This is a genomic window from Trichlorobacter lovleyi (genome assembly GCF_015239775.1).
GTDB classification, from domain to species: domain Bacteria; phylum Desulfobacterota; class Desulfuromonadia; order Geobacterales; family Pseudopelobacteraceae; genus Trichlorobacter; species Trichlorobacter lovleyi_B.
Genome location: NZ_CP058409.1, coordinates 2,001,330 through 2,016,565, shown reverse-complemented (window position 1 = coordinate 2,016,565; position 15,236 = coordinate 2,001,330). Strand labels below are relative to the sequence as shown.

General features: G+C 53.2%; 14 protein-coding genes. All 14 read left to right on the top strand.

What is annotated here, in order from left to right:
- The first annotated feature begins 40 nt into the window (after positions 1 to 40).
- A complete protein-coding gene (locus tag FY034_RS09290; RefSeq protein WP_265549836.1) occupies positions 41 to 2,275 on the top strand; it encodes a HEAT repeat domain-containing protein in 2,235 nt (744 codons plus the stop codon).
- Positions 2,272 to 3,447, top strand: a complete 1,176-nt coding sequence (locus FY034_RS09285) for an HD-GYP domain-containing protein (protein ID WP_265549834.1) — start codon at positions 2,272 to 2,274, stop codon at positions 3,445 to 3,447. Before FY034_RS09290 ends, FY034_RS09285 begins: the two co-directional genes overlap by 4 nt.
- A 100-nt stretch (positions 3,448 to 3,547) precedes the next feature.
- On the top strand, positions 3,548 to 5,119 hold the full coding sequence (gene cimA / locus FY034_RS09280; RefSeq protein ID WP_265549833.1) for a citramalate synthase: 1,572 nt from the start codon (positions 3,548 to 3,550) through the stop codon (positions 5,117 to 5,119).
- Positions 5,120 to 5,123: 4 nt separating this feature from the next.
- Positions 5,124 to 5,699 (top strand): helix-hairpin-helix domain-containing protein, encoded by a 576-nt coding sequence (locus FY034_RS09275; RefSeq protein WP_265549831.1) that lies wholly within the window; start codon positions 5,124 to 5,126, stop codon positions 5,697 to 5,699.
- Positions 5,700 to 6,101: 402 nt separating this feature from the next.
- On the top strand, positions 6,102 to 6,818 hold the full coding sequence (rph, locus tag FY034_RS09270; RefSeq protein ID WP_265549830.1) for a ribonuclease PH: 717 nt from the start codon (positions 6,102 to 6,104) through the stop codon (positions 6,816 to 6,818).
- Positions 6,815 to 7,405 carry an XTP/dITP diphosphatase gene (locus tag FY034_RS09265; RefSeq protein WP_265549829.1) on the top strand — a complete coding sequence of 197 codons (591 nt, stop codon included), beginning with the start codon at positions 6,815 to 6,817 and terminating at the stop codon, positions 7,403 to 7,405. The genes rph and FY034_RS09265 overlap by 4 nt, the downstream gene beginning before the upstream one ends.
- Positions 7,406 to 8,380, top strand: a complete 975-nt coding sequence (locus tag FY034_RS09260) for an ABC transporter permease (protein ID WP_265549828.1) — start codon at positions 7,406 to 7,408, stop codon at positions 8,378 to 8,380. It begins immediately after the preceding gene.
- Complete coding sequence (opp4C, locus tag FY034_RS09255) at positions 8,377 to 9,234, top strand: oligopeptide ABC transporter permease (protein ID WP_265549827.1); 858 nt, start codon at positions 8,377 to 8,379, stop codon at positions 9,232 to 9,234. Before FY034_RS09260 ends, opp4C begins: the two co-directional genes overlap by 4 nt.
- Positions 9,235 to 9,248: 14 nt before the next feature.
- Positions 9,249 to 9,764 (top strand): hypothetical protein, encoded by a 516-nt coding sequence (locus FY034_RS09250; protein WP_265549826.1) that lies wholly within the window; start codon positions 9,249 to 9,251, stop codon positions 9,762 to 9,764.
- Positions 9,761 to 10,147 (top strand): hypothetical protein, encoded by a 387-nt coding sequence (locus FY034_RS09245; RefSeq protein ID WP_265549825.1) that lies wholly within the window; start codon positions 9,761 to 9,763, stop codon positions 10,145 to 10,147. The genes FY034_RS09250 and FY034_RS09245 overlap by 4 nt, the downstream gene beginning before the upstream one ends.
- Positions 10,148 to 10,163: 16 nt before the next feature.
- Positions 10,164 to 10,790 (top strand): class I SAM-dependent DNA methyltransferase, encoded by a 627-nt coding sequence (locus FY034_RS09240; protein ID WP_265549824.1) that lies wholly within the window; start codon positions 10,164 to 10,166, stop codon positions 10,788 to 10,790.
- A gap of 89 nt (positions 10,791 to 10,879) precedes the next feature.
- Positions 10,880 to 11,719 (top strand): HDOD domain-containing protein, encoded by an 840-nt coding sequence (locus FY034_RS09235; RefSeq protein ID WP_265549823.1) that lies wholly within the window; start codon positions 10,880 to 10,882, stop codon positions 11,717 to 11,719.
- A 127-nt stretch (positions 11,720 to 11,846) separates the two neighbouring features.
- Positions 11,847 to 13,682, top strand: coding sequence for a TIGR03768 family metallophosphoesterase (locus FY034_RS09230; protein WP_265549822.1), 1,836 nt, complete (start codon positions 11,847 to 11,849; stop codon positions 13,680 to 13,682).
- Between the two features lie 328 nt (positions 13,683 to 14,010).
- Entirely contained in the window at positions 14,011 to 15,207 is a 1,197-nt protein-coding gene (gene preA, locus FY034_RS09225; protein WP_265549821.1) for an NAD-dependent dihydropyrimidine dehydrogenase subunit PreA, read from the top strand.
- The last annotated feature ends 29 nt before the right edge of the window (positions 15,208 to 15,236 follow it).

Genomic DNA, 15,236 nt, shown 5'->3' with positions numbered 1-15,236 from the left:
TGTACGTTATAGTCAAACCATTCCACCATCAGGGAGTTCCGTGCTCGAATCTGTTGTCAGTGATCTTGCCGCCCCCCTTCTTCGGGTAAAGGCTGTTGTTGCTGTTGCCGGCGATCTGAACATTGCCCGACGCAACTGGAATGCCTATCCGTCCGGCCATCCCCTGATAGAGTCCTCTGTTCAAAAACTTCTTTCGTCATTTCAGACCCTTTGCAACGAAGGCACTGGTGTTCAGCTCGGTATTACACGGGATGGGCTGCTGTTGGGCGACGAGTATGTTGAAAAGAACAACCAGATTTGCAGGAACTTGGCAGCTGCGTTTTTTGAGCGGGGTATCGGTGCCCTGATCGTGTCCCGATTGCCCGATCACGAAGAGCTGTTGGCGCTACTTGCTCTTTTGTCTTTGAAACGCGAAGAGGTATTGGCGCAGGGGGGGATTGAAAAACTCTGGCAAGAGGCTGGTATTACTGCGCTGGAAATACGTGCCATCCGTTATGACCGCTTTAGTGGTACTGAAGAAGAACTGCTTAACAGTGAACCTGATGAGGAACAGCATCGCGGTTCCCTTTGGGAACAGTTTGTGCTGCTGATGACCAAAGGTGAGGTCGGACTTGCCGGTACCGACGCCCAGGGGGAGATCCGGCCCGAAGTCCTTGCCGCCACCCTGAATGCCCATTTTGCACGCCGCCTGGGAAGCGGTAGCGGGCTTTCCAATAATACCCTGAGGCGTGCCACAGCGATCATAGAACAGGCTATTGCACTTTCTGATGCTGGCGACACCGGTGCCGCCCGAGATGCCGGATACACTGGAGAGGCCGGTGACTGGTCGGAGCTGAATGAAACAGCTGCCGTGATCAAAGCGGATCTGGTGGCCTTTATCGCGGCCCTGGACCCACTGCTGAGGCGTCAGATCCTGAACGGTTTCTGTGAAACCGGAACCGCAGATGCCTCAACAACAGATGAGCTCTTTCGTTACCTCGGTGCTACCGTGCTGCAGGAAACCTATGCTTCTGCGGACGAGTACGCCGCCGCCCCGGAGCTTTTGCAGGGAATACTCAGAAAACTGCTTCCCCATCTGATGGACAGCTATCAGACCACGACCCAGGATGATGACGTCCGTGACAGGATGCAGACCCTGCTGCAGGAACACCAACGTGAGGCCTACATGCCGGATGCGTATATGCAGGGACTGCTCGACTCCCTGAATTCCGGTGCGTTGAAACAGCTGGACACAACGGAGCTGTCCGGTTTGCTGGCGACCCTCAACCCTGTGTTTATCAACAGTCGTGGCAGTGAGATCATTCTGCAGCTGGTGATTGCAGACCCAACGAGCGAAACTGCTCAGGAGCTGATTCAAAACCTCGCTGATCTTTGTGGTCATTTCCTTGAACTGGGGGACTACGGACAGGTCTTGAAGATCCTCAGCCAGGCCGCTGACCCCCGCTTGCCGCCACTGCTTCGCAGTACCATGCGTGACGCCTTCTGCCGTCGTGAATTCCTTGATGAGATTCTGAGCGGACTTACCATCTGGGGTAAGCCCAAATATGATCAGGTTACGCTGCTGATTCAGGTCTTGGGACGGGTCTTTATAGAGCCGTTGCTGGACCGGATGGCAGAAGAAGAGAATATGTCGTTGCGACGGTTTATGATGGACCGCGTGCAATCCTTTGGTGAAGCTGCACGGCCGTATCTGCTTGCCAGGCTGTCCGACAACCGCTGGTATGTTTTACGCAATATCATTGTCATGTTGCGGGCTCTTGGTCCGATGCAGGATAACGAACTGGTACGGCCTCTGCTCAGGCATGCCAATCAAAAGGTTCGTGTTGAGGCATTAAAATTGTTGATACAGTCCGGTGATCCGGTGGCGCAGCGCCAGGTGTTGCGTGATCTTGATTCTTCTGACCGGGAAACACAGCTGATCGCCATTAATATGGCTGACCGGAGCAGCCCGCCCGAGATGATGCGCAAGCTGTTGGCACTGGTTACCGGAGGGGGCTATACTGCGGTTGAGTGTGAACTTAAATCTGCGGCAATCCAGGCCCTGGGAGAGATCGGCAGACCTGAGATGCTGCCGGAATTGGTCAAGGTGCTGACAAGCCGCAGTCTGCTGGCGTTCAAGGCACTTAACCGGTTGAAAATTGATATTGTCCGCTCCCTTGATCGCTATCCGGCAAAAGCCGTGTTGCCTCTGTTGGAGAGGATTGCTGATGGTAATGATGAGGTGGCGCGTCAAGCTGCAGAAACATTACGCATCCTGCGGAGCAAGACATCATGAACAGCGCGATCGCTCTGCATGAAATCAGCGAATTTATCCGGCACTTGCTTTCTGCGGTGGCTGGAGCTGCGCTCTATACCGTTAATCACCCCCAGGTCTTCCGCCTTGCCGATGCTGCCCACGCAAGTCTTACCCGGGCATTGGCAGAACGGCCGGATATTGCGTTACTTGAAGTCGATGGCGAGCTGGTCATTGATGGCAGGCCACAAGCGTTCTCTCTGGTATTCGATCGCTTTATCCAGATTATGCATGAGCATGGTATCGGTCACCTCCGTTTTCTGGCCGGTACTCCCCGGCAAGAGATTGACCAGCTGATCGCCCTGCTTGCCCGTCAGTCTGGCGGACCTGAGGCTGGATCCACAGAACATATCCGGCTTGGCAAGGTTGAGATGCCGGAGGTCGGGAATGAAGAGGGCAGCCTTGGTGCCGGTGGCGGCCCATCCGGTACAACAGGTGTGGGCAACGGGGCACGGGCTGTCAGCCTTGGCGAGATATCGGCACTTGAGTTGGCACGACTCAGTGAGGTGTATGAGGCCATCAAGCGTAAGGAACGCCTGAAGCCCAGTGGTATCGCTGCAACCGTTGCCGAACTGGTGGAGGCATTCAGGCGGGAAGGAGAGTCACTGCTGGTGCTGGCAGCCCTGCGGGAGCAGGATGAGTATACCTTTACCCATGCCGCCAATGTCTGCATCCTGACCCTGGCTCAGGCAATGTCTTTGGGTATTGCCGGACAGATGTTGAATGATATCGGTATTGCTGCCATGCTGCACGATGTCGGCAAGATGTTTATTCCTGAAGAAATTCTGACCAAACCGGAAAAACTAAGCGATGAAGAGTTTGAAAAGATGAAACGGCATCCGGTACTTGGTGCCCAGTACCTGATGGAAACTCCCGGGGTGCCGCGTCTGGCGGCAATTGTCGCCTTTGAACATCATATGCGCTACAATCAGTCAGGTTATCCGGTTGTGCCGCCTGGCTGGCAACAGTCAGTGGCCAGTCAACTGACTGCCATTGCAGATTGTTTTGATGCCATGCGGACCCGTAGACCATACCAGGAACCCCGTCCTCCCGAGGTGATTGCCAATGTGTTGATGCAGGGTTCAGGGACCGAATTCAATCCGCTGCTTGTCAGGAACATGCTGCTGCTGCTCAACCGTCTTGACAGAATTTAGGCGTCAGAAGGGGCTTGACACCTGTGTGGGCTATGGGGTACTGATTTTTATTCTAACATTGTTATAAAGTAGGATTCCATGAAAGGGGAGGCACCAACTGATGAGCCTGGTTAAACTGTACGATACAACGCTGCGTGATGGAACGCAGGCTGAGGATATTTCGTTTCTGGTTGAGGATAAAATCAGGATTGCGCACAAGCTGGATGAGCTTGGCGTTCATTATATTGAAGGAGGCTGGCCCGGCAGCAACCCCAAGGATGTCGCGTTCTTTAAGGACATCAAAAAGGAAAAACTGCACCAGGCCAAGATTGCCGCCTTTGGCTCTACCCGCCGCGCAAAAACCACTCCGGCCAATGACCATAATATCAAGACCCTGATTGCTGCAGAGCCGGATGTCATTACCATCTTCGGCAAGACCTGGGACTTCCATGTGCGTGAAGCGCTGCGAATATCGCTGGAGGAAAATCTTGAACTGATCAACGATTCTCTGGTTTTTTTGAAGCAGAACGTGGCGGAGGTTTTCTACGATGCCGAGCATTTCTTTGACGGTTACAAGGCCAATCCCGAGTATGCCATCAAGACCTTGAAGGCTGCGGAAGATGCCGGGGTTGATTGCATCATTCTGTGTGATACCAACGGCGGTTCAATGCCTTATGAAGTGGCTGATATTATCGCGAAGGTCAGGAAGCAGATCAAGACGCCGCTTGGAATTCACACCCATAACGACGGTGAGTGTGCGGTTGCCAATTCAATTGTGGCGGTCGACCAGGGTATTGTGCAGGTACAGGGGACTATCAACGGCTTTGGCGAGCGCTGTGGCAATGCCAACCTCTGCTCCATCATCCCTGCCATTAAGCTTAAGCTTAAAAAGGACTGTATCAGTGATGAGCAACTGCGTCATCTACGTGAAGTCTCAAACTATATCTTTGAGTTGGCCAACCTTTCTCCTGACAAACACCTGGCCTACGTGGGCAAGTCTGCCTTCGCCCATAAAGGCGGGGTGCATGTCAGTGCCATCCAGCGTCATCCTGAAACCTACGAACATATCCGCCCAGAGCTTGTCGGCAACAGCACCCGGGTACTGGTCTCTGACCTGTCCGGCAAGTCCAACATCCTGGCCAAGGCAGAAGAATTCCAGATCAACCTGGATAGCAAAGATCCGGTTACCCAAGAAATCCTTGAGGAGATCAAGGAGATGGAGAATCGCGGCTTCCAGTTTGAAGGAGCCGAGGCCTCCTTTGAGTTGATGATGAAAAAGGCCTTGGGTACCCATAAGAAGTTTTTCCAGGTTATGGGTTTCAGAGTGATTGATGAAAAACGGACCGACGACCAGAAGCCAACCTCAGAAGCAACCGTCATGATCAAAGTGGGCGGCAAGATCGAGCATACTGCGGCTGAGGGGCATGGACCGGTCAATGCGCTGGATAATGCCTTGCGCAAAGCCCTGGAAAAGTTTTACCCCAAGCTGAAAGAGGTCAAGCTGCATGACTATAAGGTTCGGGTGCTGCCGGCCGGTCAGGGGACTGCATCGTCCATCCGGGTTCTGATTGAGCTGGGTGATAAAACCAGCCGCTGGGGTACGGTCGGGGTGTCTGACAATATTATTGATGCCTCGTACCAGGCCTTGATTGATGGCATAGACTTCAAGTTGCACCATGAGGAGTCGGTATAATTATTTGTATCTCCAACGTGGCGCCATTACCCTGATTGCAGCGGTAATGGCGCTGATGTTATGTGCCCAGGGCCGTCAGGCCGGAAACGATTCCGGTCTGACGGCCCTTTCTGCTGGACAGTCCGGCAGCATTGTGGTGCAGGTTTCCGGAGATGTTGCCCATCCGGGGATATATCGGGTTGATGGCAAAAAAATGACGATTGACGCCATAATTATGGCGGTTCCGCTGTGTGCCGTGCTCCTGGTTCCTTCTGATGATCTGCTCTCAATGCCCATTCAGACTGGTAAAGTAATTCATCTGGTATGCAAAACCAGAGAAAATAGGGGGTTAGTCAGTGTATCAAGCATGAAAGCCAGTCAACTCCTGACACTCGGCCTGCCACTTGACCTGACTACGATGTCCCAGGCAGATTTTGAGTTACTCCCCGGGATTGGACCGGCCCTGGCGTACCGTATTGTTGAATTTCGTCAAAAAAATGGCGATTCTTTAATGTTTGATGATCTGCTTCAGGTGGACGGGATAGGTGAAAAGAAGTTGAAGCAGCTTTATCCCTATTTTAACCATTCAATATCAAAATAGAATTTCGTTTTGTTAATATAAAACCGGATAACATCTCTCCTGTTGGCACACAAGGTGTATAGAACATCTCCACCTGCTGATTTTGATGTGTAACCTATACAGTTGAAGGAGGGAATGTCATGAAATGTCCACGTTGCCAGGGTCGCATGTTCGCCGAAAAATTCTATGACTTTGTACGTTCCTTTAATGCGTGGAAGTGCAGTTGCTGTGGTGAATTGGTTGATTCGACCATCCTGCAGAACAGGGTTCGGAGCAGCAGCACGTTTCTTGGCTGACCCAAACTGAAATAGGTAGCCTGATGATACCAGGGGGGATCCAGATAAGGATCCCCCTTTTTGTTTGACATGTCATTGTGGTATCCGTACATTTCCTGCAATTACAACTGATAGAGGAGACCGTTTGATGCCAAGAGAAGGACGGGGACTGTCAGACCTGCGCCCCATAACAATGACACGTCACTTTATCAAGCATCCTGAAGGTGCTGTGCTGGTTGAGTTTGGCGATACCCGTGTGATTTGCACGGCCTCAGTGGAAGAGTCGGTTCCACCGTTTTTGCGTGGTAAAGGTACCGGTTGGGTTACCGCTGAATACTCCATGTTGCCCCGTGCAACCCATACCCGCTCTTCCCGTGAGGCTGCCAAGGGCAAGCAGAGTGGCCGCACCCTTGAAATTCAACGTCTGATCGGACGTTCACTGCGGGCTGTAACCGACATGGCCAAGCTTGGCGAGCGCACCATTTATCTGGATTGCGATGTGATTCAGGCTGATGGCGGTACCCGTACCGCTTCAATTACCGGTGCCTATGTGGCTCTGGTTGATGCGGTTTCTTCGCTACTTGCCCAGGGTAAGATTGCCGAGAACCCCCTGAAAGAGGCCGTTGCCGCGGTCAGTGTGGGGATCGTTGACAGTCAGGCCGTGCTTGATCTTGACTATCAGGAGGACTCCAGCGCCGAAGTGGATATGAACTTTGTCATGACCTCATCCGGTCGTTTTGTGGAGGTGCAGGGTACTGCCGAGGCTGAGCCGTTTACCCTGGAGCAGATGGATGCCATGCGTACCCTGGCCATGGCAGGCATTAACCAGCTGTTTGCGCATCAGCAAGAGGCCTTGGCACGATGATGCAGTTGCTGGTTGCCACCCGGAATCGGGGCAAGATCAAGGAGATCAAGGCTCTGCTGGACGGTCTGGTGGAAGAGGTTATCTGTGCTGCTGATCTGCCGGACCTGCCGGAAACGGTTGAAGATGGTGCCACCTTTGCTGAAAATGCCCTGAAAAAGGCCCGCGAAGCCAGCAAGGCAACCGGGCTTGCCGTTCTGGCAGATGACTCGGGACTGGTGGTGGATGGCCTTAACGGCCGCCCCGGTGTCTACTCTGCCCGCTTTGCAGGAGCTGATGCAACTGACACTGCCAATAACCTCAAGCTGTTGCAGGAAATAGCCGGTCTGTCTCAACCTGAGCGCAGTGCTGCCTTTGTCTGCAGTATGGCCTATGTCAGCCCGGATGGTGTTGAACGACTGTTTGAAGGTAGAGTGGCAGGAACGATTATTGATCAGCCCAGGGGAGAGCACGGTTTTGGCTATGATCCGCTTTTTCTGGTTAATGGGTATCAGCAGACCATGGCAGAACTCCCGCTTGAGGAGAAAAACCGGATCAGCCACCGCGGCCAGGCCCTGCAGGCCTTTAAAAACTTCCTTGGCGGCGTATAGATGACAGCCTATCTGCTCAGACGTATAGCCATGCTGGTGCCGTTGATGCTGGGGATTACCCTGATCACCTTTACGGTAATCCATCTGGCGCCGGGGGAACCGGTGGATATGCAGATGGCCATGAATCCAAAGGTAGGCAAAGAGGCCAGAGAACGGCTGACCAAGTTCTATGGCCTGGATAAACCGCTCCCTGAACAGTACTTCACCTGGTTGGGCAGGCTTGCCCGTCTTGATCTGGGCCGTTCCTTTTCCAGTGACAACCGGCCGGTGCTGGACAAGATCAAGGAACGCCTGCCGATTACCCTTTCGCTCAATCTGGTGGCCCTGATAATTGAGTTTGGTCTTGCCATTCCGATCGGGGTGCTGGCTGCGGTAAAAAGGGATACAATTCTTGACAAGGGGATCACCGTTGTTGTGTTTCTGGGATTCGCGGTACCCACCTTCTGGTTGGCCCTGCTGCTCATGTATTTTTTTGGCGTCAAACTGAACTGGCTGCCGATCTCCGGCCTGCATACGCTGGGGTATGAATCATACAGCTGGCTTGGACGGCTCTGGGATCTTACCAAACATCTTGTCCTGCCGATCTGTGTGGCTTCATTCGGTTCCTTTGCCGGTGTTTCACGTTACATGCGTTCAGCCATGCTGCAGGTGATAGGTCAGGACTATATCACCACAGCACGGGCCAAGGGGCTGTCTGAGCGGGTTGTCATCTGGAAACATGCCTTGCGCAATGCCCTCCTGCCGCTGATCACCCTGCTGGGGTTTTCCATTCCGGGACTGATCGGTGGCAGTGTCATATTTGAAACCATCTTTGCCATCCCCGGCATGGGGCAGCTTTTCTATCAGGGGGTTATGTCGCGGGACTATCCGGTGGTAATGGGTATACTGGTCATTGGTGCTTTTCTGACCCTGCTGGGCAACCTGATAGCCGATATCAGCTATGCGCTGGCAGATCCGCGAATCAGACAACAATGACGGCATTCAAGACCTCATTCATCGCAGCAGTTTTCTGGCCGCGCCTCAAACGTAACCGGATGGCCATGGGGGGGCTGCTGGTAGTGCTGCTGCTGTTTGTAATCTCGTTTTTAGCCCCTTTTCTGACCCCTTATGATCCCTCTGCAATCAATGCCTGGGATGTCTTGCAGCCCCCTTCCTGGAACCACTGGTTCGGCACTGATGAGCTGGGTCGTGATGTGCTGACCCGGGTTCTGTACGGGGCCAGGATTTCGCTGAAGGTCGGTTTTGTGGCCATTGGCATTGCGGTACTGCTCGGTTCGGCAGTGGGGCTGGTCGCCGGGTATTATGGCGGCTGGGTGGACAGCCTGTTGATGCGCTGTGTTGATATCATGCTCTGCTTCCCCTCATTCTTTCTGATCCTTGCGGTTATCGCGTTTTTGAACCCCTCGATCTGGATCATCATGGCCGTGATCGGTCTGACCGGTTGGATGGGGGTGGCCCGTCTGGTGCGGGCCGAGGTCCTGACGATTCGAGAGATGGACTACATCCTGGCTGCCCGCTGCATCGGCTGTTCCGACCTGCGGATTATCCTGCGCCATATCCTGCCTAACGCCCTGTCACCGGTGTTGGTGGCAGCCACCCTGGGGGTTGCCGGGGCGATTCTGACTGAGTCTGCACTCTCATTTCTGGGAATCGGGGTCCAGCCTCCTACCCCCAGTTGGGGTAACATTTTGACTTCGGGGAAAGACTATATCGAGTTTGCCTGGTGGCTTTCCCTGTTTCCCGGTCAGGCAATCCTGATTACGGTACTTGCCTATAACCTGCTGGGGGAGGGGATCCGTGATGCCCTTGACCCGCGTACTTCCCGCTAAAGGTCTTCTTTACCATGCCAGATCAACAACCACAGATCGTATTTGTACATGATGATTTTGAGTGTGAAACACTTGAGGATGAATTGCGTGTGGATGAACGGTGCCGCACCTTGTTGCAACAGTTCTACTCCCACTTGCAACTTAGTGGGCTAACACCTGAAAAAGCTTCGGAACTGGCATATGGTGCCGATTACTATGTGCGGGATTACCTGATCGATTTTTCACAGCAGAATCTGGCACGGCCGCAGGCAGGGCTGGTTAAGCGATTTGCGGCTACCTGGTATATCACCCGCACACTTGAACCGGACATGACGGTATTGGACCGCTATCTGGATGCCATTGAAGCATTCTACCGTTTTTTGCGAGACCGGCATCTGATCAGCGCTGAAGAGCTGCAACTGATCGAAGCCGAGCTTGACCTGAGAGACTATTACCATGACCGTATCCGGCAGTTTCTTGCGTTGAAGGGAGACGGCTACGATGCCTGGGAGCGGGAATGCCCGCTGCAGGGAGGTAAAGGTACGGTATGAAACCACTTATCATCACCGTGTTAGGCCAGAATCATCAGCGCAAGGATTGGATTTTTGATTTTGAAGGGGCGCCGTTTGCTGACTTTGTCGCAGGACTTACTGCAGATCTGGAACCGCTCGGAGTTGGTGTCAGGCTGGTCTTTAACACAGATATCACCATCACCATCAACAGCTATGCCGATCTGCTAAACTGTATCAAGATCTCATCACCACAGGATAATCATCACAACCACTGTGTCGGTCATCTGATTAGCAAAAGTGAACGCCTGGATATCATGGAGGATATTGCACGGGCTGTTCGCAGGGTTGCCTTTGCGCCGGAAACCGTGGCCCCGGATGTCGAGTTCAGAAAAGTATGCCACAATTGTGGCTGCGGATGTTAGGAGCTAAACCGTGCCAATGAGCCAACAACTACGTGATTTTAATGCTGTGGCGTCACGATGGGATCAGGAGCCCCGCCGTGTCCTGCTGGCCTCTGCCGTCAGTGAGGCAATCATCAGGAATGCGAGGCCGAATCAGACGATGCGGGTGCTTGATTTTGGTGCCGGCACCGGTCTGGTGACACTTGCCCTTGCACCGCTGGTGCAGGAGATGGTGGCAGCAGACAGTTCTCAAGGGATGCTTGAACAGTTAGGTGCAAAACTGGCTGATGCCGGCATAACAAACGTCCTCCCGTTTCAACTTGAGCATGCCGGGCCGGTTACCCTGCCGGGTCCATTTGATCTGATTGTCAGCAGTATGACCATGCACCATATTGCCGACCCGGGCACGCTGTTTGAAGTCTTCCACGCGGCCATGCGCAGTGGCGGACAACTCTGTATTGCAGACCTGGAGTCGGAAGACGGCAGTTTCCATGATGATCCAACCGGCATATATCACAATGGTTTCAGTGTTGCTGAGATGGAAGGCTATTTCAGAAATGCCGGATTTGCAAATGTCAGGACGATCCAGGTTATGTCGGTCAAGAAGGGCAGGGAGGGAGCCATCAGGGAGTACCCCGTTAATTTAACGCTTGGAGTGGCATAATTTTCCTGGGATTGATTGACATATTGACTAATTTAACTTAGAAATAACATAAATTTACAATTATAGGTTAGTTCTCCCAGGAGGGATGCATGTCCCAGGTAGCATTGCCTGAAACAGTCAGGAAATTACTGGCTTCTCAACCGATCGAGCTGCCGATCTTCCATCCAGTGGCGCTGAAGCTGCAGCGTATGCTGTCAGACTATGACTTTACCGTTGATGAAGTGGCCCAGGTGGCGAACGAAGATCAGTCGCTGGCCAGTCAGATGCTGAAGATGGCCAACTCGCCGATGTACATGGGGCGTACCAAGGTCGCCACCATCAAAGAAGCAGTAATCCGACTTGGTGCCCAGCAGGTGATCAATATAGCCATTGCCGCTTCGCAGGCCTCTGCCCATGCCTCTGAAAATCCGGCTTTGGATGCCTACATGAAAGAACTCTGGCTGCACAGCCACGGTTCAGCCCTGGGAGCCCGCTGGCTGGCACACAACTGCGGTATGCGCGGCATCGCAGATGAGATCTATCTGGCTGCCCTGCTGCATGATGTGGGCAAGCTCTACCTGCTCAAGGCAATTGAGCGTCTGGTCAAGGCAGGTGTCATCAGTTCCATGTTTGATGACGACCTGATCATGGAAATCTTTGATGCGATGCATGTCGAGCAGGGCTACCGTCTGATGCAACACTGGAATTTCCCCTCCATGTATTGCGATGTCATCAGGGATCATCATCTTGAAGAGTGGGATCCGGTCAATAAAATGCTGGCCATTGTTCGCTTTGTTAACCTCACCTGCCACAGGGTTGGACTGGGGTTGATAAAAGAACCGGATCTGGCCCTGCAGCTGACCCTGGAGGCGGAGGTGCTTGATATTGGTGAGCTGCAGATTGCAGAGCTTGAGTCACTTCTGATTGAGACACGCGAGACAGAGTTTTAGCCAGTAGCTGTACATGGATTATTACTTTAAAGCCCCTTCTGTTGTATGCAGAAGGGGCTTTTTTGATTGTCATGACGTGTGTGGACCCTGCTGATAGTTTGTTGAAAACCTTAAAAAGGAGACGGTTATGGCAAGCAACGATCCAACGATGTCCGGTGCGGTAACACGGCGGGATTTTGTGAAATATTCAGCCGGAACGGTTGCCTGCATGTATCTGACGACGCTGCATATCGGATGCAGCAGCAGCACGGAACAGGTTGTCCAATGGCCGATCTCGAACACGGTCTATACAACTGCAGAACATCAGATACTCCCGGTTCCGGTGGCGGCAGGCGCTCCACTGATTGCCCCCAAAGAGCTGGCACGCTACAGCCAGTATAACTATAGCTCATGGACCGTCGGGCCGGGGCTGCCTTGGACGGTGTGGGAAACCATTGCCACCAAAGCACCGAATGCTGCGTTGCTGCTGTCGTTTTTTACCATAACCGACGTGCATATCGCAGACAAGGAATCGCCAGCCCAGCCGCTGTACTACGAATGGAGTAAGCCCGCAGGTTCAACAACGATGAATTCGTCGGCCTATTCACCGGTTATTCTGGCATCAACCCATCTGCTTGATGCTGCCGTTCAGACCATCAATGCACTACATAAAAAATCGCCGCTTGACTTCGGAATTTCCCTTGGCGACGCCTGTAACAACACCCAGTATAACGAGCTGAGGTGGTATATTGACGTGCTTGACGGCAAGGTTATCACCCCCAGTTCCGGCGACCATGCCGGAGCCGGATTTATTGATTATCAGAAACCGTTTAAGGCCTACGGACTCGACAGGTCAATTCCCTGGTATCAGGTGCTGGGGAATCATGATCAGTTCTGGATGGGGTCCTGTTATGAAAGCCCAATGTTTCAGGCCGCTCATATCTCCAGTACCATACTAACTACAAACAACTCGACGTCGCCATGTCAGAGCATGGGTACAGGTGATTTTTATTCGGGGGTAATTGATGGCTCTGATCCCCTGGGGCCGGTTATTTTCTCAGGACCCAAAACTGATTATGCAGTGCCACCGACTGTTACAGCCGACCCTGATCGCCGTTCGCTTTCAACCTCCGTGTCTTCAAGTCAAAACTGGGTCCGGGAGTTTTTTGCCACCACATCAACCCCGATGGGGCATGGCTTTAATCTGGTTGCAGCCAACCCGAATATTAACCTGGTTCCAGTCAGCGATAGAGCCAGCTTTGCCTGCTACAGCTTTGTGCCCAAGGCAAACATACCGATCAAGGTGATTGTGCTGGATGATACCTGCAAGGGGACTGGCCAGCCAAACTACGCCGGAGGCGCTCTTGACCAGATCCGCCTGGACTGGCTCAAAAGTGAGCTGCAGGCCGGTCAGGACAATAACCAGTTGATGATCATTGCCGCCCATATTCCGTTTAACGTGTACACAAATCTGGTGACTGATCCATCCCAGGTTGCCTTAAATCCTGAACGTATGCATCTGTTTCTCCCGGTCCCCTTTTCCGTTGTTAATGATTATCCAACATCAAGTGGCACTCCTCAATCACTGCTTGACATACTTCAGGGCTATCCGAACCTGATCATGTGGATTGCCGGGCACCGCCATATGAACACCGTCACGCCGCAGATTCACCCCACTGATCCAACCCGCAGCTTCTGGGAGGTCGAGACCTCATCACTGCGGGATTTTCCGCAGCAGTTCCGTACCTTCAGGATCTACCGCAATACCAACAACACCGTCTCAATTATTATTACCAATGTTGATCCTGCGGTATCAACTGCATCTCCGGCAACAACCTCGCGGGGTAACGCCATTGCCACGGCGCGGATCACCGGAAATGTTCCGATGAGTGATACAACCTCTCACTCGATAAATGCAGAACTGGTGGTACAATTGACGCCAACAATGCAGTCAGTCATCGCCAACGCAGGCACACCGGTATAAATGTAGGGACAGAGGGTGCTGAGAGTATCAGACGGACATTCAGCCAAAGATGATGTGAAAGGAAAAACTTGCTGCCCCCTCCAGGCAGCTATGGTTTGTAAGTGCCCTGAGTAGACAGGCTATAGGTGGATCATTGTTTGAGGCCTTAGCCCTGTAACGGAGAGAGGTCTTTGCCTGTAGCTGAAACGTCACCAAGGGGCCTGGCCACTGCATAGGAGAATGATGGTCACCGACTTTCGTCCAATCGGAAAAGATTGCAATACTTCAGATTGAATCTTTCAAAGTTGTGTCACGTTACTGCGGTTTTGATGAAGACAGGGGTAACCATATGCCTGTTGTTCTGAGTTCCAGCTATTTGGGAGTAGTCTTCCGGAATCCATTTGTGCTGGCCTCGGCCCCACCCACTGCCACCGCTGACATGGTGCGGCGTGCCTTTGAAGCAGGGTGGGGCGGGGCCGTGATCAAGACCCTGATTCGTGAACCGGTACACAACCTGCCCAACCGTTTTGCTGCAATCAGGCATGGTAATCGGATCACCGGTTTTGAAAACCTGGAACTGCTGAGTGAACAGACACCGGATGAGTGGTATCGGGCCATCCGGTGCATCAAGGCTGATTTTCCCGATTGTCCGATCATCGGCAGTATTATGGGGGCTGCCAATTCACCGGATGAGTGGCTCTCCCTTGCCCTGGGCTGTCAGGATGCCGGGGCAGACCTGCTGGAGCTGAATTTTTCCTGCCCCCACGGTTACCCGGAACGGGGCCGTGGGGCGGCCATCGGCCAGAATCCGGACTATGCGGCACAGATCACCCGTTGGTTAACAGGCAGCAAAGAGATCAGCATTCCGGTGATTCCCAAACTGACTGCCGCTGTAGCCAACATCCAGCATATTGCAGAAGAGCTGGCCCTGGCCGGTGCTCACGGGTTCTGTGCCATCAATACCATTCCCTCATTCTTTGGCTTTGATCTGAGCACCTTGCGGCCAAAACCTGATATCGGCGGTAAAACCAGCTATGGCGGTTATTCCGGTCCGGGTATCAAGCCGATTGCCCTGCGGGCGGTCAGTGAACTCTGTCAGTCACCCGGTTTGCCGGTCATGGCCAGCGGTGGAATAGCAAACGGCTTTGACGCCGTGGAGTTCATGCTCTTGGGCGCCCCTGTCGTGCAGGTGGCCACCGAAGTAATGCTCCGCGGTTTTGGCGTAATTGACAGGATGCAACAGGAACTGCGGGAGTTCATGACATGGCATGATTTTACCGCTCCGGTTGATTTTGTCGGGCTCTGTCGAGATGCGGCCACCAGTTTCAAAAAGTTGCCTGCTGGCACGATGGTTCCTCCAAGACTGCTGGCTGATCGTTGCACTCACTGCGGCGCCTGCTTTACCGCCTGCCGTGACGGAGGTTACCAGGCCATCAGCTGGAACAAAGGGCTGCCGCAGATTGATCCGGCTGTCTGCAAGAGCTGTTCACTCTGCAGCCATGTCTGCCCGGCCGGGGCGTTGCAGATGCAGAGTTGCTGCAGTTAGATAACACTGCTGCAAGCGGGAGTGCAATG